The sequence below is a fragment of the Sphingobacterium sp. GW821-FHT03E03 genome (assembly GCF_059420745.1).
Genome location: NZ_JBWKUH010000015.1, coordinates 90,596 through 108,545, shown reverse-complemented (window position 1 = coordinate 108,545; position 17,950 = coordinate 90,596). Strand labels below are relative to the sequence as shown.

The window sequence follows — 17,950 nt, the reverse complement described above, 5'->3', positions numbered from 1 at the left end:
GTGAAAAAACGGAAATTAATAAGTCAACGTCACCCTTTGCTGTATTTTCTTGCTGTCTGGGCAAGAAGAACACAAAGAAAAACCATTTGGTTACTGGATAATAAAAAGTACACAAAAACCAAATCTACAACAGCACTGCAGTACCGCATCAAAAAACACCAGTCCGTTTTATTAAAGAAGCTGGGAGAAAATAATATGCAGCTGCAGATCAATAAAGTGACCAATCTAAAGATTGCAGCAAAGCAGATCAATGGTATACTGATCCAGCCCGGTGAAACCTTTTCATTCTGTAAACTGGTCGGCCAGCCCACACAAAAGAAAGGCTATCTTCCGGGGATGGAATTGTCTTTCGGCGAAGCACGGGCAGGTATCGGTGGTGGAATCTGCCAGATCTCCAATCTGATCCATTGGCTTGTTATCCATAGCCCACTCACAGTCACAGAGCGTTATCACCATTCTTTTGATCCGTTTCCCGATGATGGGCGTGTATTACCTTTCGGAAGCGGTGCAACAGTGTTTTACAACTATCGCGACTATCAGTTTACCAACAATACACCCTACACGTTTCAGATCAATCTCTGGTTTACCGAAAAATGTCTTGAAGGTGAACTGAGGATCGATCAGGAACTCGATTTTGCCTATCACATCATTGAAAAAGAGCATCAATTCCTTAAAATAGGAGATCAATTCTATCGAAAAAATGAAATCTGGCGAGAAAAATTCCTAAAATTCCAGGGAGGAAAGGTTGTTGATACAGAACTCCTGACTAAAAATTTTGCCCGTGTCACTTATACCCCACCGGACTATTTGGAATTGCCAGCTGAAGACAATATAACATCTTAAGTACACCGAATTCACCGTTGAGAGCAATGCTGTTTCTTCGCAAATAGACCTGCCTGCCTGCCTGCCTGCCTGCCTGCCTGCCTGCCTGCCTGCCTGCCTGCCTGCCTGCCATTGATCATTACTGGCCTGTCGCTTCCCTCGTATATGCCCAGTCTATTTTCCTCGCTCGAATGCGGCTGAAAATACACGCGCACTCCGGTCTATTGACTAACGTCTAGTTTTACTATTCTGGGACTGAATAAAACACTGGTTATAAAAAGTCCTTTTTTTTGTCTAAGTTTGGTATGGCTTTGGGGGTATTCTGTATAGAATTGAGATAGTCCCTTCGAACCTGATTCGGTTTATACCGGCGTAGGGAAAAGCAACCGCTTAGGTATATTGAAATATACCCGACAGCCCATCTGTCTCATTTCTTCCTGACAAAGCCACCTGCAAATATAGAAAACAAAAGGAATGGAAGATTTAATTATCGATCTGTTAGCACAGGTCAGAAGACAAAAACCACTTGTACATAATATTACGAATTTGGTGGTGATGAATAACACCGCCAATGCGCTTCTCGCTCTTGGAGCTTCCCCAGTCATGGTTCACAGTCCATCCGAAGTGCGCGAGGTTGTTGACCTTGCCCAGTCGTTGGTACTTAACATCGGCACATTGAGTGAACTTACCGCCGAGTCCATGCTTGTTGCAGCGGAACATGCTAATAACATTGGCCGCCCTTGGGTATTGGATCCTGTGGGTGCGGGAATATCCGCTTTTCGCAATGACTTATTGGCAAATCTCCTGGAGTTAAAGCCAACTGTGATACGGGGAAATGCATCAGAGATCATGAGCCTCTACAATTTCAACGAGGTCAATACCAAAGGTGTAGACAGCACCTCAGATAGCAAAGCAGCTATCGGCTTTGGTAAAGCATTACAAGAACAATTGGGATCTATCATCTGTATCTCTGGAAAGGTAGACTATATCCTGTCCGAACAGCGTACCGCTGAGGTGCACAATGGGCACCCCTTGATGACCCAGGTTACCGGACTTGGCTGTAGCGCAACTGCACTCATCGGTGCATTTTTAGCAGTCACAGACCATCCTTTTGAAGCAGCGACCGCCGGTGTCTCCCTTTTGAGCTTAGCAGGTGAACTGGCTACAGCGCGATCCGCTGGTCCGGGTTCCTTACAGATGAATCTCTATGATGAACTCTATCTGCTGAATGATGAGCGTATCCGTATGCATCTCAACCTGAAACATTATGGCAATTAATCCCCTATTTCCTTATCCCTTGTATCTGGTTATCTCCGAACAGGATTGCTACCCACAATCTTGGCTCCATGTTGCCGAAGAAGCCATAATCGGCGGTGTGGATATTATTCAGTTACGCGAAAAGAACGAAACGCCGACGGGGTTTCTGGAAAAAGCCAAGAAGTTAAAACAGATTACCGATCGTTACGGAATCCCATTAATCATCAATGATGCTGTGGATATTGGGATTGAAATCGAGGCATGGGGGGTACATGTCGGACAAAACGATCGTCAACCTATAGAAATAAGGGAAAAATATGGACCGCGTCTTCAAATTGGCTGGTCGCTTGAAGATCGAACACAACTTGACAGCAAACAGATGGCCGCCGTAGACCATCTTGGAGTCAGCCCAATTTTTCCAACAAAAACAAAAACAGACACTATTACAACCTGGGGGATCAGTGGACTGGGCGAGCTACGGAATTTAACCGAAAAGCCCTTGATCGCCATCGGCGGCATGAACCTAGCTACCAGTGCAAGTGCCTGGCTGTCTGGCGTAGATTCCATTGCGGTCGTCTCGGCAATTTGCCAAAGTAAAAATCCAAGAGAGCGTAGCGCTCAATTAAAGGAATTATTAACATGAAAATAGTGAAACAATATACAGTGCCCACCGTCCTGAGTATTGCCGGTTTTGACGGCAGTGGCGGAGCAGGCATCCAAGCAGATACGAAAACCATATCAGCCCTGGGATGTTATGCAATGAACGTCTTAACGGCATTACCAATACAAAACACACAAGGGGTGCGGAATATTTACGAGATACCGACCCAAGCAGTGCGTGAGCAGCTGGATGCGATCTTCGACGATATTTATCCGGATGCGATCAAAATCGGGATGGTTCATAACATTGAGCTTGTCGAACTGATCAGCAGCTATTTGAAAGATTACCGTGGAACAATCGTATTTGATCCTGTGATGGTGTCGACAAGTGGTCACAAATTGATCAATGATGACACAATACAGGCATGTATGGACTTGCTTTTTCCACAAGCCACAATTATCACTCCCAACCTGGATGAAGTCAGTGTACTTGTCGGACGAACCATAGCTGAGGTCAAAGAAATGGAAAAAGCAGGCATTGAACTTCTTGAAAAAGGATGTCAGTCAGTCCTTATTAAAGGCGGACACCTCCAGACAAGCGAACTCACCTCCCTCCTCTTTCAGCAACATGCGTCACCATTGGTATTTAAATCACAAAAAATTGACAGCAAAAATACACATGGATCCGGCTGCTCTCTTTCTTCAGCAATAGCGAGCCAGTTGGCGCAGCAATTCCCTCTTGCTAAGGCTGTCGCTACTGCTTTAGATTATGTCCACGAGGCAATCAAAGGCAGCAAGGATCTCGTGATTGGCAAAGGAAATGGGCCACTTAATCATTTCCACAACCCTATTAAACTTATTGTTCATGAAATGGAGCGATAAAGCCTGGGATGCTATAAGACCAATTTATGCTGATATCTTAGCGATGCCCTTTATTTCTGAACTGAGCAATGGCAGTCTACCGCTGGACAAATTTCAATTCTATATGCGCCAGGATGCTTTCTATCTGGAGGAATTTGGACGTGTTTTAGCTTTTATCGGTGCAAAGAGTGCAGACAATCAACAAGCCCTGGATTATTTTGAATTTGGACGCAATGCGCTTATTGTCGAAAAAGCGCTCCATGAAAACTATTTTAAAGAATTTGGTATGGATCCGGAAGACGACAACAAGATAGAACCCGTTTGCCACCATTACGTGCATTTTTTAAAAAGTGTAGCTGCCTTTGAACCTATTGAAGTCGCTATGGCTGCGACTTTACCCTGCTTTTGGATTTATAAAGAAGTTGGCGACCACATCGTTTCGATCGCTAGTGGCGACCAAAACCCCTATTCCAAATGGATCAATACCTATAGTGGTGAGGACTTCGCCGAGGGCGTGAACAAAGCCAAAAATTACGTCGATCAAATTTCTGAACAAACGACTGCAACAAATCGGGAGAAAATGCGACAAGTATTTATAACAGCTTCCCGATTGGAATATCATTTCTGGCAGGCAGCTTACGAAAAGAGCATGTGGTAACCACAAAAACAACAGTTAAATTGTTCGATAGCGAACACCAGTTGTTCAAAAATGGGCAATAGGAGAAAACGTCTAAAAGTAAAAATAGCTATTTATCAGTGATTTACATGGTTTTTAAATTTTGGCACCACTATTATATATGTAAGGAAGGAAATGAGGCTGTTTTTCGAAATTAAAATAAAAATTATTATAGCATAGAATTAAAAACTACTAATAGACAAAACCATGAAAAGAATTTTAACTATCGCCTTTATTTCTTTTTTATACGTTGCCCAGGCCCAAGAACGTGAAACCCGTAAGATTTCTGCTCCGGATGGCATTTCGGCAGCGACATCACTACGTGTAGACTACGTTCAATCCAATCGCAATGAAGTTGTTGTTGAAGCTGACAATGCGGAGCATCTGTCGTTGATAGAGACAAATGTTAAAAATGGCATATTACATGTGCAATATAAACGGAATTCACAGATCAGAAATGCAAGAAACAACCGTGTAACGGTATATTCAAGTAAAATTCCGACAAGTTTTTCCGCTTCTTCCAGTGGATCAATCTACAGCAACGAAACCATCAAGGCAAACAAAATATCTGTCAATGTTTCTTCATCGGCCAGAATTACACTTAAAAAATTAATTGCCGATGATATTTCACTTTCGACAAGTTCCTCGAGTAGGTTAACGGCTGATGTAAGTGCAAAAAATCTAACGGTGAATTCCACAAGTTCGTCAAGACAGGAAATTGCAGGAAGTGCGACGAATCTGGATTTAAATGCCAACTCCTCTACTTCAGTTGACATGGCCGCTTTTACAACTACCAATGCAGAGGTCAATGCCAGCACATCCTCAGGTGTAACCCTAAGTGTTAAGGATAATCTACACGGTAAAGTTTCTACCTCAGCAAAGATCTCCTTAAAAAATCAGCCACGAAATGTCCAAGTTGACAAATCGACAAGTGGCCGAGTCGTTATGTAATTTTAGTTTAGGTCTTTAAAAAAGACTGTTTATTTATGTTTAATGTTTAGTTAGCTAAAGGTGGCGCCCTCCCCAGCGCCACCTTTTTTCTGCTTCTCCACCCTACTCTCATCGGTCAGAAACTGAACTAGCTCGCCCTCCAACAACCTGTTAACAGAAGCCAATTCCCCGGATATCATCTGATATTTTCGTATCTTGTGCCAAGAAACACAAGCACACATAACACACAATCCAATGGATAATTTTTTAGCAAGTAGCCTCAAGCAATTTCATGAATTTAAATCTTTGGGAGACAAGACCTTCGCTCAATTGAGTGATGAGCACTTGTTCTGGCAATTCAACCCATCCAGCAACAGTATTGCCCTCATTGTGAAACACCTCCATGGGAATATGCTTTCGCGTTGGACAGACTTTCTACATTCGGACGGTGAAAAAGAGGGAAGAGACCGCGATATGGAATTCGAAAATACCGAGATGAGCAGAGCGCAACTGATCACGTTGTGGAACGAAGGTTGGGATTGTTTATTTCAAGCACTTGAATCTTTAAATGAGCAAGACCTGACGAAAACAATCTTTATCCGCGGAGAAGGACATACCGTATTAGCAGCTATCCACCGCCAACTTGCCCACTACCCTTATCACGTCGGTCAGATCGTTTACATCGGAAAAATGTGCCAGGATGAGCAATGGACTTCACTATCCATTCCAAAAGGAAAATCTGCAGATTTTAACCAGGAAAAATTTGATCAAAGCAAAAAAGTATAACTTGGAACTATTGGTTGTAGCTGCCCAATTGTTGATTGGGCACTCATCCGCCTAAATTTTTGAATTGCAATCGTATCCTACAAATCCGTTTAAAACGTTACATGGAAGGTGTTGTTTTAGGTATTCTTTAGCAAAGAATTGATTATATTTGTATGATCTACCATTACTAATTCCTTTACGAGTCAATCCCATGGAAATTAGCTTGTTTAGGGTTGTAAAACAAATAGCAAGCGCGGGGAGCTCATTGACCCACTTTAGCGTAGATAGGTAATTTATAATTATTTAAAGATGAAAAATTCAATTAAGATCATCAACAATTACGAATATAAAAAGTTATTCTTACCTGATGTTTCTGAGCATAATCTATTTAACGAAAGTAAAATCCAGGTTTATCGAATTGAAAATTATCTCCGGAGCATTTTAATGCCCGTCATTCCTTATCGTACTACATTTAATTTTCTAATTTTCGTAACAAAAGGTTCCCTGACACAACACCTGGAATCAGCCTCCTATACACTGACTGAACACCAAGTCATCAATATCAAGCAAGGTAATATCACCGCAACGTTGGCGATCTCCGATGATGTTGAAGGTTTTTTTGTGGTTTATGAAAACGAAATTGTCACTGATATCGAACTTGGGATCAATGACATCAAATTTTTCAATTCCCATCCCTTCACTACGTTAAAGCCGCATGTTGCCAATTGGATTCAGCAAATGCTGATTCTTTTGGAGGAAGAGCTTTTTACCGAAGGTCGCGTGATGGAGGTATGTATCTCGATGATGCAGTGCATCTTATTGAAGGTCATCAAATCGGATATCGAAACCAAGGCACCGATGAGTAGACAACTAGATATTGCATTTCGCTTTCGTGAATATGTCCAAAAGTTCCATATTGACCATAAAAATGTATTGTTTTACGCCAATCTATTGCATATCTCCGAAAACTACCTGAACAAATGTGTGAAGGAGGCAACCAATAAGCCACCCAAGCAATGGATTACAGAAATCAGTATCCTGCATAGCCAGATCCTCTTGCAGGATGCCACGAGAGATATTGCGGGAATAGCGTTCGAGTTGAAGTTTCAATCGCCCTCCTATTTCACGAGACTATTTAAAAAAATCACCGGGTATTCACCCAGTGATTATCGCAAACATAAGTTTATGGCAGACTAATGTTTATGGTAAGGCAGGTTCCAAATGAGGTCAACTGCCAGATAATGTACTCCAAAATCCACTTGATCATAGCCCTTGATCAGATCATTCATGTAGCCTACATCCAGTCGTAGGGGCGTCTTTGGAATATCTGTCATGTAATAAAAGCCCAAACGTGTTTCCTTGTAACCAAAGCTCGACCAAGCATCCTCCGGTTTATTCAGTTTACTGATCGCAAAAAGCCCCTCGGCACTCAATGCCAGTTCCTGCTTATTTTTATCGGAGATTTTAAAATTCACCTGCGATTTCAGCCGGGTTCTAAACTGAAAATTCTCTTCCGCTTTGTGAAAGTCCGCAGTAAAAAATTTCCGGAACTCCTGCCGCAGTGTATTTTTCCATTTCCAGCGCTCAGCCAGCTTAAAAGTATACGCATAACGTCCATACAATCGGAATTCCTGTTCAACTCCTTCATTGTGGTAGGGTGCTGTTTCATCATATACATTTTGACGTCTGTAGCTCAGCGCATAACTATATTGCTGATTTGGCGCAAATTTGTGATAGACCTCATGATTCAACACCCAGATGGCCTGCTTATGAAAAGGATTGGAGTCGTCAGGTGTACTTTTGGTTCCCAGGCCGATATAGGTCAGTGCTTCCTTTGTTCCGGCACTGTCCAACTTGCGTCGCAGGCCCAACACCGACCAGGAGGCCGTTTTGGCTTTACCAAGCCCTGGCGGACTTACCTGCCCATATACGGTGTTTATATGAATTCCCAATAAGAGTATTATTGGGAATAGATTTATGAAACGAAATTTCAACATCAGATAAAATTTTAGTAAAAAAAAGATTAGGGAGTCTCCGCTGTCGCAGAAAATTTAGCCACCAACCAATTGTCCAATCGTTTGACAGGCTCCATTGCCCACATCGCGACCACAAAAGGAAACGTTAGGGTCGTCCAACCATTGTGGATCAGGAAATGGTCAAAATAGGTTGCTATAATAACCGCAATGAGTACATAAATACCATCTCTGACGCGTTGCCCGCTCAAAGCAATCCCACATAAAACGGCATTGAAGCTAAAGATCCCATTATTGGTCATATCGGTTGATTCATGCCCATGATGCGATATATAAACGCTAATAATTACAGCTGCAGAAGCATATAACGCCGCGATTGGCTTACTGATAAAAACACCAATGAAAAAGATCAATCCCGCAACTAAGCTACCCTGAAAAATAACCTGACCAAAGGCATGTCCCTCAATAAGGAAATCGTCCATTTCCTCAATATCCACAAAGTGTTCTGGAACAGTTCGTAAAGCCAATTCTGGAATACTCAATACATATAGCGCAATCCAGGTGATCATGATAAAAGGAAATGTAAATACAGGAATATTTTTCTTCAGTGCAAAGCCCATTAAAATCGTGGTCAATGCAGAACCGATGATCAAGGCAGCCCATACCCAGATATTAGCCTGAAAATAAAAGACGAGCGCAATCCCATATAATGTGGCATTAAATCCAAAGAGCCCATCATTAATATGGTCCTCATCAAACTTCATCAATTTCGCCGTTATTACCCCGATCAGATTTGCAAGGATCCCCGCAAATCCCATGAGCGCGGAATCGTAAATAATAGCCCCAATAAACAGGACACCAGTCCAGCTATTACCCTGTAACATAATCTGTCCAAATCCTTTAAAAAAAGCTTTAACAAAAGCTAGGATGTTATTTTTCATTAGAATAATTTGTTATTTAAAAATTGTATTCAGCCCCGTTATTTAATTCAAGAATAATTTTTCCCATAAAGCGCTCTGCATTTCTTTAAAAAGAAGATAAAGCTGCTCGGCACCATAGCCCAGTACCCGCACCATAAAACCGTCATGTTGCAAAGCGCTGATACCAAAGGCAACATCCTTGGTTTCCCCATATTTCTCATAGAATGCTTCGATCCATTCATCTGGACTTAACCCATTACTATTCAGATAGATCAGCGTCCCTTGATGTGTATATCCTTCCAGAATGCCCAATCCCTGAATGGGCATACGGTCCGGTTGTAACAGCACATTATCTTTGACAACCAGTCGACCATTCACATAACATTCCGTCAGGTTCTGAAAATGATTGTATTGAAATTCCTCCCCCGACATTTTCCTTCCACAGGTCACGATTTCACTCAGCAGTAGATGACAATTGGAAGCAAGATGGATAATGTTGTGACTCAAGAAATGGGAGGAATGTTGTGGCACCACCGGGTGAGGAACATAGGAAAACACAGAATCTTCACCCAAAGTCACCTGCATTGTCTGCGAAGAATGCCCCTTCATATGAAACAGACGCTGATAAGCCTGCGTCTGTAACTGCAACTTTGCTCCTGGCGCAATATCAATTTTGATCTGATGATCATCACCATCCAACAATCCCGGTGAGGAACTCATGATCATCAAATAAGCCGCATTGTCTTTTTGATATTGACCGACAGGTACAATGCGAAAAGGTTGAGTGACATAAGCATCCTTCATAAAGGATTTCCCTTCACGATGTGCTATTTTGACGGCTAAAGAACAAATCATAATTAACGAAGTAAATTAGGTTCTTCAATATCTTGAAGCAATGCATATTTCTTGATCCAGCCCACAATCTCTTCCAGACCATCGCCAGTTTTCAAATTGGAGAACAAAAATGGAGCACCTTTACGCATCATACGGGCATCATGTTCCATGACCTCCAAGCTCGCTCCCACATAAGGCGCCAAGTCTTTCTTGTTGATCAATAACAGATCCGAACGTGTAATCGCGGGACCACCTTTACGTGGCATTTTTTCACCCTCAGCGACATCAATTACGAAAATGGTGATATCTGCCAAATCTGGGCTATAGGTTGAAGTTAGATTGTCCCCCCCACTTTCGATCAAAATAAGTTCCAGATCGGGAAAACGGCTAGCCAGTTCGTCTACAGCTTCCAGGTTCATACTCGCATCTTCACGTATCGCGGTATGTGGGCAACCACCTGTTTCAACACCGATAATACGTTCGCGAGGTAATAAGCTATTTTTCGCCATATACTCCGCATCTTCTTTGGTGTAGATATCATTTGTAATAACCGCCAGATCTAACTCATTTACCAGACGTCTGCTCAATCTTTCCAATAACGCTGTTTTGCCGGAACCCACAGGACCGCCGACACCGATCTTAACATATTTTCTATTTTCCATTGTATTTGATTTTAAGATATATAAACCCTAGAATATAATCGTTCGTGTTGCATGCAGCGGATATCAAATCCGATATTGCACAGCCCCACTAAATTTCGTTCAACTGCTAAAGTCTCGTGACAAAGCTCAAGTATATCATCGTGCAGGTCAAAAAGAACATCCTGACCATCGAGCTGTCCGAGCGGCACGAGTTTCACGGCATTCGTCACCATGGTGATGGCCGCATTGTAATAAAAGCCATGTAATGCTTCTTCCAAAGGAATTTCCAATATCGAAGCTAACATACCATACATCAAGCAATAGTGGCTATCCACTTCCTTTTTCTGAATCAATTTGCCCCAGGCAACAACAAAATCCTGTTGTTGATAACGGCTAAATATTTTGTAAATGCGTACGCCCAGTTTTTTACTGGCTTCCCGGATCTCTTTTGGACTCTTCAATGCTGTACACTCCTGATCCAAAGCGATCAATGCATTTAAATCCGTTGAGGAGGTAGCCTCGTAGGCCAATTTCATCAAGGCAGCATCGTTATACTTTAAATTGTACCATAAATTATGGCGCACGTAGTTGTCAGTAGTTGCTTTATCACAGACTAAGCCTTGCTGCACATAGGTTTCCAGTCCATTTGAATGGGTAAATCCACCGATCGGTAGAGTCGGATCTGCGAGATGGAGCAACTTGCCCAGAAAAGTATTTTTCATTGACATAAATTATTTATTCATTGTTTGTTGATGCGACCGTCGGCGCTGAACCAGTATCCCCTTGCTCCGTCATGAACAGGGGAATATTTTTTGTCGAAAATTTCAACTTTTGATGATGCTTCGGGTCTACGTTTGCATGCAGTGGATTCAGCAGCTGATGCATACAGCATATAGGGTCAAATCCATTTTTGGTCAACCACTCGTACATGGAGCGTTCGTAAGGCATCAGCAATTCATTTGCCTCTACGAATAGAGGCAAATGTTTGTTTCCGATTTCACTGCTGACAAAAGCAATCTGAAGGAAATCAATTGCCATCACTTTGATAACTTCACAAGGTCTGATGGTAACCACAACTATTTTTTCTTCATCTTCATACAAGATATCGCCGTCCTGCAAGCAGGAAGTATTGCCCAATAATTTTACAGCGATATCCATTCCCTCCGCTGTACGAAGACGTTGAATACGTTTGGTGGATTCATACCATTCAATCGACAGCAGATCATGACGCTTATTGGTCTGCTCGCGATTGATATTCCTAGTGATTTCTGTGATAATCATTTTCGATCTTTAAAAAAATAGATTTTTTGACAATCCCAATCCCACAGTTGAGCCATTGATTCCTGTAATCACTTCGTGATCATTTGGAATAACAGCATCCTTGCCATGCTTCTTTTTGTAAGAGAGCTCCGCGACTTTTGCTTTCAAAGCCCAGCCTTTTCCGAGGTCAATACCCACCAACGGATACACTCTGAACAGGAAACCATTGTAGCTTCCATCCACCATGCCTCCGGATGCATTAACAACATGCTGGTCACCCCAGATGTAATGTGCATCTACTTGACCGATCAACATAAAATGTTCCCCTAACGGCCAGGTGTTGCTGTAGAATGGACCAACTTCATGGGAATGATCTGTAAAGTCAAGCGCCTTCGTATAGGCGTTGTTGAATCCATAATTTATCCCTACGTTCATGTTGTCATTAAAAAAATAGCCTACGCCCACTGGTGCTGCACTAAATTGGTGTCCAGCGGTGGTTTCATGGTAATTGAGCGAACCATACAGCATGATTCCTCCTTTTTGAGCAGAAGCCGATTGTATCGAAAAGCATGCTATTGCTAGACAACATCCCAAAAATGTCTTTAAATTTTTCATTTCTATATCGTTGTTTTTGAGGGCAATAAAACGATCATGAGCCTTACTTTACCTATTGCTCATCAGCGCTACTTTGGGCTCATGATCGTTTTATTAATGTGTTTTTCATTTATAATGGCCTGATGCAAGATCAAGCCATAGTAGTCACCATTCAGATTAAAACAAGAAATACAACTGTCCCAAAGAAACCGTATCAACCGGCTGTGAACGCAAAATTTCTCCATCCAGACTTACTTCATAGTTCTCCGGATTAACGATAATTTCGGGCGTAGCATCGTTGTGGATCATATCTTTTTTGGAGATATTTCGACAGTTTTCTACAGGAAGTACTCCTTTTGCTAAGCCATATTCCTCTTTAATGCCGTTTTCGAATGAAATTTTGGAAACAAAGTTGAAACAGGTATTATGAACTGCTTTTCCCAATCCACCGAACATTGTACGTAAGATAATCGGTTGTGGTGTAGGAATGGATGCATTGGCATCCCCCATTTTGGACGCGATGATCATACCACCTTTGATAATCATTTCCGGTTTTGCACCAAACAAGGCTGGGCGCCAGATGACCATATCCGCGATTTTACCCGGTTCGATAGAACCTACGTATTTTGAGATACCATGTGCAATCGCTGGGTTGATTGTATATTTTGCGACATAACGACGTGCACGGAAGTTATCGTTGTTTTTTCCTTCGTCTTCAGGTAGTGGCCCCACTTGTTTTCTCATTTTGTCCGCTGTCTGCCATGTACGTGTGATAACCTCACCTACACGACCCATTGCCTGTGAATCTGAGCTCATGATGCTGAATACACCACGATCTTGCAATACATCCTCAGCAGCAATTGTCTCCGGACGGATACGTGAATCGGCAAAAGCCACATCCTCAGGAATTTCCTTACTCAGGTGGTGACAAACCATCAACATATCCAAGTGCTCATCAATCGTATTTTTTGTAAATGGACGTGTCGGATTTGTGGAAGCTGGCAATACATTTGGATACATTGCCGATTTGATGATATCTGGAGCGTGACCACCACCGGCACCTTCCGTATGGAAGGTATGGATTACGCGACCGTTGATCGCCTGAATGGTATCTTCCAAGAAACCCGCTTCATTTAATGTATCGGTATGAATGGCAACCTGTACATCGTATTTATCAGCTACCGTTAATGCTCTATCAATTGTTGCGGGTGTTGCTCCCCAGTCTTCGTGAATTTTAACCCCCAAAGCTCCTGCTTCAATCTGCTCAACAATAGGTTGTTCAGTTCCCACATTTCCTTTTCCAAAGAAGCCAAAGTTCATTGGCAGATCTTCCACCGCTTGCATCATACGACGGATATTCCACTTTCCTGGTGTTACGGTGGTTGCATTTGTTCCGTCCGCTGGACCGGTACCACCGCCGATCATGGTGGTAATACCACTGTATAAGGCTGTTTCGACCTGTGTTGGGCTGATATAGTGAATATGGGTATCTATACCACCTGGTGTTAGGATATAGCCAGATCCGCCGTGCACTTCGGTAGAAGCACCAATAATCATATTTGGTGTAATATTATCCATCGTATCTGGATTTCCAGCACGGCCGACACCGACAATCTTACCATCCTTGATACCGATATCACCTTTCACAATTCCCCAGTGGTCAATCACGATAGCGTCTGTGATCACCATGTCCAAGGTACCTTCATCACGTGTGTGAACCGAAGATTGACACATACCGTCACGGACGGTCTTACCACCACCAAATTTTGCTTCATCGCCATAATAAGCGTAGTCCTTTTCAACTTCGATTATGATGTCTGTATCGCCTAAACGGATTTTATCGCCACTTGTCGGACCAAAGATGGCACTATAATTTACTTTGCTAACTTTTAAACTCATGATACTTTGTTTTTAAAGCCTTGTTCTTTCACTTTTTTCATTGCATTTTCTTTCGCGACTTCGGTTTCGGTATCACCGTTTACCAAGTCGTTGTGCCCGTAGATTCTTCTGGCACCTGCATAAGGAACCAATTCTACATCTTTGGATTCCCCCGGCTCAAAACGCACTGCTGTACTTGCGATAATATTCAATCGCTTGCCAAAAGCTTTTGCACGGTCAAATTCCATCATCTTGTTCACTTCAAAGAAATGAAAATGTGAACCTACCTGAATTGGTCTATCTCCCGTGTTTGTTACAGTAATCGTCGTAACCTCTCTACCTTCATTACAGATGACATGGCCATCCGCTATAAAAAATTCTCCTGGAATCATAAATTCTATTTTTAACAATTATCGAATCGGATTATGAACGGTCACCAATTTGGTACCATCCGGAAAAGTCGCCTCAATCTGCACATCGTGAATCATTTCAGGCACACCTTCCATGACATCTTCTCGTGTCAATAATGTCGCGCCATACTGCATTAAATCAGCCACAGTACGGCCATCACGTGCAGCTTCCAGAAGCTCACTGCTGATCAATGCAATAGACTCCGGATAATTAAGTTTAAGTCCTCTAGCTCTACGTTTTTTCGCTAGTTCACCGGCAAGATGAAGCAATAGCTTCTCTGTCTCTCTAGGTAATAAATGCATATAAAATAATATTTAAATTGTTGTTATTTCAGTCGAAAACAAGTCAGTACAAGCCCTGACGATTTAAAAAAATCGTTCAAAAAAGCTGATAGACGAAGCCCATAGCAAATGCTTACGGCATAGCGTATCAGTTCTCAGCGTTGTAAGAAAAGGAAAGGATTATCCCTGAAATGGGATCTTTAAACTTTGGAAAAGAATGTATTTTGGTGGTAGGACCAATCGATCCATGTAAGGTGTTCTGTTATTCCGCATGTTGAGACATACAGGATAGCAAAATATAAAAAGACAAATGTACAATACGGTCCAACCGAGGAGCTTACTCCATTCATCTTTTAAGTCGACCTGTTCACTGACATCATAAAGGTCATGATCGTGTACAGCGGCAACTATATTTTCCCGTTCCGGTTGATCAGCACCTTTGTCAATTTGTTTATGGGTGCTGGACAAATCCAGATAGATACCCGAGGAATTATGAATTTTAAGCTGTTCAGAAATAGTCATTCCTTTCAGGAGCAGGACGCTCAAAAGAAAAACTATAAAAACTAAACTATGCCTAATCATTGTATTCACAATCCTATTATTTGTTGTCCAAATTTACAACCAAAGCAGGCCACTTCACTAGTACAAATCTTGAATTAAATAGTCTAAATTTGTCGAAAAACCTGCTTTGATTGCTTTTTTTAGTTAAAAGGAATAACCAATTGAAACCATCATGTTTCTTGGCGCCCCAGCAAAGGCACGTGTATAATCAAATCCCCCTAAAAAATAGTATTTATCAAATACATTGTTTAGGTTAAGCGCCATTTTCATGGCACCGATATGATAATAAGCCGCCGCATTAATTGTCGTATAAGAGGGCCATTGTCCCCAAAGGGCATTTCCTTCGCCATCTTTCCCAATGCTATTGTCCATGCGTTTACTATCAACATAATAAATACCGGTACCAAAGCCAAGTCCTTTTAAAGAAGTATTGGAGAAGACATATTTTAACCAGGCGCTGGCCATATTTTTAGGTGCTCCCGGTAGCGCCTGCCCGACTTCAGAAGCAACAGAAGAGGCCTTCACTTCGGTATGGTTAAACGTATAATTTGCCATCACCTGAAATTCTTTGGTCAGCTGTCCACGGACATCTAACTCAACTCCTCGCGACAATGCTTTGCCAGATTGTCTATACTCCGGTAATCCCGAGTCATTGATTGTCCCTGTTGCAATAAGCATATTTCTACGCTCGATCTGAAACAAGGAAAGATCCATTTGCAGCTGATCCTTAAAAAAGCCCGTTTTCAGCCCTGTTTCAATTTGAAAACTACGTTCAGCTTCAAAAGCTTTGTCCGCACCATAGTCTTTATAGTTCTGGATAAAATTAGCGCCTACCGGTACAAAACCCTGCGAGTAGCTTGCGAAGTAATTAATCTGCTTGTTGATTCCATAAGTCAGACCGAAACGGGGCAGCAAGGCATTTTGTGTAGCATGAAAGCGATTCTGTCCATCAATAGTTTCCGAAGAATAATGTTCATGCCTCAACCCCACAATTAATTTCAGACGATCCGCAATGCTGATCTGATCCTGTATGTATTTACCGGTCGTTTTATAGGGACTCAAAAAAGGATAAGCGACCTGTGTACGCCAGACGTAGTTGGTCAGATCATGCGTTGTATAGGTCGGGTTGTTCAGGTCAAAAGTCAATGGCACCACTTTGCCATCCACAGTTTGCTGTCTGGCTTCCCGTAACTGATTTTCTTTGTCACCACGATACTGTGCGAAGTCGATCCCAGCAACGATATGGTGGTCAATTTTATCTCCTGGTAGATCCCATTTGACATATCCGACGATATTGTCGGTATAATCCCGGCCATGACGGTCAAAGAAACGCATATTCATGATGGTGTTATGTGGGGCATCCGCAAAAGTATTTAGCGTACGATGCTCGTTGACATCTTCCTGATAGATGGATTTCATATAGCTCAGGTTCAGGCTCACATTTTCTGCCAGTCTTTGCGCCAATCGTCCACTAAATGAAAAAGTCTTGGAATTATAGAAATCAGAAGGCTGACTTAAAGTAAACGAACGTGGCAGGGCATAAAAGTTATTTTCCTTTATTCCCATTCCCCGATCCAGATAACCATTGAATTGATTGTATACCACATCGATGTCTACGGTTGTTCCTGCAGCGGGCTTAAATGTAAATGAGGGTGCGAGCATCATCCGTTTTTGACGGTTCACATCACGAAAGGTTTTGGTATCTTCATACCCTGCATTAAATCGATAGAGAATTCGTTTTGCACTATCCAATGGACCGCCCAGATCCACTGTAGTGCGCATCGTTTCAAAACTTCCGGCAGCAAAACTGACATGACCTTTAAAATCTTCCAAAGGCTTTTTCGTCGTCATATTGATGGTGCCACCAGGTACGATGTCGCCAAATAGAGAAGCTCCAGGGCCTTTCAGCACCTCCAGGTTTTCGAGATTGATTGTTAGTGGGGAATTATAATAACTATTGCCGTAACCATAGCCCGAACGTAGACCGTTCACCAAACGGACTCCGGTTTCATAACCGCTTTTAAAACCACGGATCACCACATCATCATAAGATGAAGCCTCAGTGACACCAGCCAGATCCTGCACCAGTGCTCCCGTTGTAAATGCTTGCTTATCTTCAATAAACTCCTTACTCAGTACAGCCACAGATTGTGGTAGATCTTTCAGCTTTCCAGCGAACTTACCGCCCAACTCCATGTTGTTGGTCAAATAGGAATTATTACGACGGCCGGTAACCAATACTTCATCCAAGGTCCGCCCTCCCTCTCCCATCATGAGTCGAATTCCTTTTTTCGGATTCCAGGTAGTCTCATCAATAAGAATAAGCTGTGATTTATAGCCGATCGCTTCGGCACGCAATTGTACCGGAAAAGTTGTCGCGGTAGTAAAAGCAAATTCGCCATTCGTGGTAGTACTTATCTTTTGTCCCTGGTTTTCAAGTGTCAAAGTCACTCCTAGAATTGGATTTCCGTTTTCATCCTGGATCTTCCCAAAAATCATAAAGCTCTGTTGGGCGTAAACAGCCACTGGTGTGACGGTACTTGCCAATAATGCGAAAGCGAGTGCTTTCATTGTGTTGTTCATCCGTATGTTGTTCATTAGTCAGATGGCACATACCCTGTTTAAAACTCACCTACGATGATCTTATTGAAATAAGATTCTAAACAGGGACAGTTCCTCTGGAATT

Annotated in this window: 21 protein-coding genes and 1 riboswitch; of the genes, 8 read left to right on the top strand and 13 right to left on the bottom strand. The window is 42.3% G+C overall.

What is annotated here, in order from left to right; translation table 11 throughout:
• The 6 genes from AC07UV_RS16840 (at position 1) to AC07UV_RS16815 (ending at position 5,167) form a co-directional block, all read left to right on the top strand.
• The gene (locus tag AC07UV_RS16840; RefSeq protein ID WP_495184587.1) at positions 1–843 is read left to right on the top strand and encodes a VanW family protein; all 843 of its coding nucleotides are present in this window, start codon (positions 1–3) and stop codon (positions 841–843) included.
• Positions 844–1,125: 282 nt separating this feature from the next.
• A riboswitch (TPP riboswitch) is annotated at positions 1,126–1,218 on the top strand.
• 78 nt (positions 1,219–1,296) lie between these two features.
• A complete protein-coding gene (gene thiM / locus AC07UV_RS16835; RefSeq protein ID WP_495184586.1) occupies positions 1,297–2,100 on the top strand; it encodes a hydroxyethylthiazole kinase in 804 nt (267 codons plus the stop codon).
• On the top strand, positions 2,090–2,722 hold the full coding sequence (gene thiE, locus AC07UV_RS16830) for a thiamine phosphate synthase (protein WP_495184585.1): 633 nt from the start codon (positions 2,090–2,092) through the stop codon (positions 2,720–2,722). The genes thiM and thiE overlap by 11 nt, the downstream gene beginning before the upstream one ends.
• A 20-nt stretch (positions 2,723–2,742) precedes the next feature.
• Positions 2,743–3,561 (top strand): bifunctional hydroxymethylpyrimidine kinase/phosphomethylpyrimidine kinase, encoded by an 819-nt coding sequence (thiD, locus tag AC07UV_RS16825; protein ID WP_495184584.1) that lies wholly within the window; start codon positions 2,743–2,745, stop codon positions 3,559–3,561.
• On the top strand, positions 3,545–4,198 hold the full coding sequence (gene tenA, locus AC07UV_RS16820) for a thiaminase II (RefSeq protein ID WP_495184583.1): 654 nt from the start codon (positions 3,545–3,547) through the stop codon (positions 4,196–4,198). The genes thiD and tenA overlap by 17 nt, the downstream gene beginning before the upstream one ends.
• Before the next feature lie 225 nt (positions 4,199–4,423).
• Positions 4,424–5,167 (top strand): GIN domain-containing protein, encoded by a 744-nt coding sequence (locus tag AC07UV_RS16815; RefSeq protein WP_495184582.1) that lies wholly within the window; start codon positions 4,424–4,426, stop codon positions 5,165–5,167.
• A 50-nt stretch (positions 5,168–5,217) separates the two neighbouring features.
• Here AC07UV_RS16815 and AC07UV_RS16810 read toward each other — a convergent pair whose 3' ends face one another.
• Positions 5,218–5,346: a hypothetical protein gene (locus AC07UV_RS16810; RefSeq protein ID WP_495184581.1), complete on the bottom strand. Its 129-nt coding sequence runs from the start codon at positions 5,344–5,346 to the stop codon at positions 5,218–5,220.
• A 55-nt stretch (positions 5,347–5,401) separates the two neighbouring features.
• Here AC07UV_RS16810 and AC07UV_RS16805 point away from each other — a divergent pair, with 55 nt between their 5' ends.
• Both AC07UV_RS16805 and AC07UV_RS16800 read left to right on the top strand, forming a co-directional pair.
• Positions 5,402–5,932, top strand: a complete 531-nt coding sequence (locus AC07UV_RS16805; protein WP_495184580.1) for a DUF1572 family protein — start codon at positions 5,402–5,404, stop codon at positions 5,930–5,932.
• A 288-nt stretch (positions 5,933–6,220) separates the two neighbouring features.
• Complete coding sequence (locus tag AC07UV_RS16800) at positions 6,221–7,108, top strand: helix-turn-helix domain-containing protein (RefSeq protein ID WP_108632377.1); 888 nt, start codon at positions 6,221–6,223, stop codon at positions 7,106–7,108.
• On the opposite strand, the gene AC07UV_RS16795 is transcribed toward AC07UV_RS16800, so the two are convergent.
• The 12 genes from AC07UV_RS16795 to AC07UV_RS16740 all read right to left on the bottom strand — a co-directional run bounded on the left by AC07UV_RS16795 (position 7,105) and on the right by AC07UV_RS16740 (position 17,847).
• Positions 7,105–7,863: a DUF2490 domain-containing protein gene (locus AC07UV_RS16795; RefSeq protein ID WP_495184579.1), complete on the bottom strand. Its 759-nt coding sequence runs from the start codon at positions 7,861–7,863 to the stop codon at positions 7,105–7,107. The genes AC07UV_RS16800 and AC07UV_RS16795 overlap by 4 nt on opposite strands.
• Before the next feature lie 71 nt (positions 7,864–7,934).
• The gene (locus tag AC07UV_RS16790; protein WP_495184578.1) at positions 7,935–8,825 is read right to left on the bottom strand and encodes an urea transporter; all 891 of its coding nucleotides are present in this window, start codon (positions 8,823–8,825) and stop codon (positions 7,935–7,937) included.
• Positions 8,826–8,867: 42 nt separating this feature from the next.
• Positions 8,868–9,659 (bottom strand): urease accessory protein UreD, encoded by a 792-nt coding sequence (locus AC07UV_RS16785; protein WP_282255571.1) that lies wholly within the window; start codon positions 9,657–9,659, stop codon positions 8,868–8,870.
• A gap of 2 nt (positions 9,660–9,661) precedes the next feature.
• Complete coding sequence (ureG, locus tag AC07UV_RS16780) at positions 9,662–10,300, bottom strand: urease accessory protein UreG (protein WP_259182668.1); 639 nt, start codon at positions 10,298–10,300, stop codon at positions 9,662–9,664.
• Positions 10,301–10,311: 11 nt separating this feature from the next.
• Positions 10,312–11,001, bottom strand: coding sequence for an urease accessory protein UreF (locus tag AC07UV_RS16775; protein ID WP_282255573.1), 690 nt, complete (start codon positions 10,999–11,001; stop codon positions 10,312–10,314).
• A 13-nt stretch (positions 11,002–11,014) separates the two neighbouring features.
• Entirely contained in the window at positions 11,015–11,560 is a 546-nt protein-coding gene (locus AC07UV_RS16770) for an urease accessory protein UreE (protein WP_495184577.1), read from the bottom strand.
• A gap of 9 nt (positions 11,561–11,569) precedes the next feature.
• Positions 11,570–12,154, bottom strand: coding sequence for a hypothetical protein (locus AC07UV_RS16765; protein ID WP_282255575.1), 585 nt, complete (start codon positions 12,152–12,154; stop codon positions 11,570–11,572).
• Between the two features lie 156 nt (positions 12,155–12,310).
• Positions 12,311–14,032: an urease subunit alpha gene (gene ureC, locus AC07UV_RS16760; RefSeq protein ID WP_282255576.1), complete on the bottom strand. Its 1,722-nt coding sequence runs from the start codon at positions 14,030–14,032 to the stop codon at positions 12,311–12,313.
• Positions 14,029–14,403, bottom strand: coding sequence for an urease subunit beta (gene ureB / locus AC07UV_RS16755; RefSeq protein WP_077435610.1), 375 nt, complete (start codon positions 14,401–14,403; stop codon positions 14,029–14,031). Before ureB ends, ureC begins: the two co-directional genes overlap by 4 nt.
• A gap of 18 nt (positions 14,404–14,421) precedes the next feature.
• On the bottom strand, positions 14,422–14,724 hold the full coding sequence (ureA, locus tag AC07UV_RS16750; protein ID WP_077435612.1) for an urease subunit gamma: 303 nt from the start codon (positions 14,722–14,724) through the stop codon (positions 14,422–14,424).
• Between the two features lie 159 nt (positions 14,725–14,883).
• Positions 14,884–15,294 carry a hypothetical protein gene (locus AC07UV_RS16745; protein WP_495184576.1) on the bottom strand — a complete coding sequence of 137 codons (411 nt, stop codon included), beginning with the start codon at positions 15,292–15,294 and terminating at the stop codon, positions 14,884–14,886.
• Positions 15,295–15,408: 114 nt separating this feature from the next.
• Complete coding sequence (locus tag AC07UV_RS16740; protein ID WP_495184575.1) at positions 15,409–17,847, bottom strand: TonB-dependent siderophore receptor; 2,439 nt, start codon at positions 17,845–17,847, stop codon at positions 15,409–15,411.
• Positions 17,848–17,950: the final 103 nt, after the last annotated feature.

Coding starts and splice junctions, on each gene's coding strand:
- AC07UV_RS16775 (WP_282255573.1), bottom strand. CDS start 11,001: ATGAAAAATACTTTTCTGGGCAAGTTGCTCCATCTCGCAGATCCGACT.
- AC07UV_RS16810 (WP_495184581.1), bottom strand. CDS start 5,346: ATGATATCCGGGGAATTGGCTTCTGTTAACAGGTTGTTGGAGGGCGAG.
- ureA (WP_077435612.1), bottom strand. CDS start 14,724: ATGCATTTATTACCTAGAGAGACAGAGAAGCTATTGCTTCATCTTGCC.
- AC07UV_RS16740 (WP_495184575.1), bottom strand. CDS start 17,847: ATGAACAACACAATGAAAGCACTCGCTTTCGCATTATTGGCAAGTACC.
- AC07UV_RS16770 (WP_495184577.1), bottom strand. CDS start 11,560: ATGATTATCACAGAAATCACTAGGAATATCAATCGCGAGCAGACCAAT.
- thiM (WP_495184586.1), top strand. CDS start 1,297: ATGGAAGATTTAATTATCGATCTGTTAGCACAGGTCAGAAGACAAAAA.
- AC07UV_RS16800 (WP_108632377.1), top strand. CDS start 6,221: ATGAAAAATTCAATTAAGATCATCAACAATTACGAATATAAAAAGTTA.
- ureB (WP_077435610.1), bottom strand. CDS start 14,403: ATGATTCCAGGAGAATTTTTTATAGCGGATGGCCATGTCATCTGTAAT.
- AC07UV_RS16785 (WP_282255571.1), bottom strand. CDS start 9,659: ATGATTTGTTCTTTAGCCGTCAAAATAGCACATCGTGAAGGGAAATCC.
- AC07UV_RS16815 (WP_495184582.1), top strand. CDS start 4,424: ATGAAAAGAATTTTAACTATCGCCTTTATTTCTTTTTTATACGTTGCC.
- ureC (WP_282255576.1), bottom strand. CDS start 14,032: ATGAGTTTAAAAGTTAGCAAAGTAAATTATAGTGCCATCTTTGGTCCG.
- AC07UV_RS16790 (WP_495184578.1), bottom strand. CDS start 8,825: ATGAAAAATAACATCCTAGCTTTTGTTAAAGCTTTTTTTAAAGGATTT.
- AC07UV_RS16765 (WP_282255575.1), bottom strand. CDS start 12,154: ATGAAAAATTTAAAGACATTTTTGGGATGTTGTCTAGCAATAGCATGC.
- thiE (WP_495184585.1), top strand. CDS start 2,090: ATGGCAATTAATCCCCTATTTCCTTATCCCTTGTATCTGGTTATCTCC.
- AC07UV_RS16805 (WP_495184580.1), top strand. CDS start 5,402: ATGGATAATTTTTTAGCAAGTAGCCTCAAGCAATTTCATGAATTTAAA.
- tenA (WP_495184583.1), top strand. CDS start 3,545: ATGAAATGGAGCGATAAAGCCTGGGATGCTATAAGACCAATTTATGCT.
- ureG (WP_259182668.1), bottom strand. CDS start 10,300: ATGGAAAATAGAAAATATGTTAAGATCGGTGTCGGCGGTCCTGTGGGT.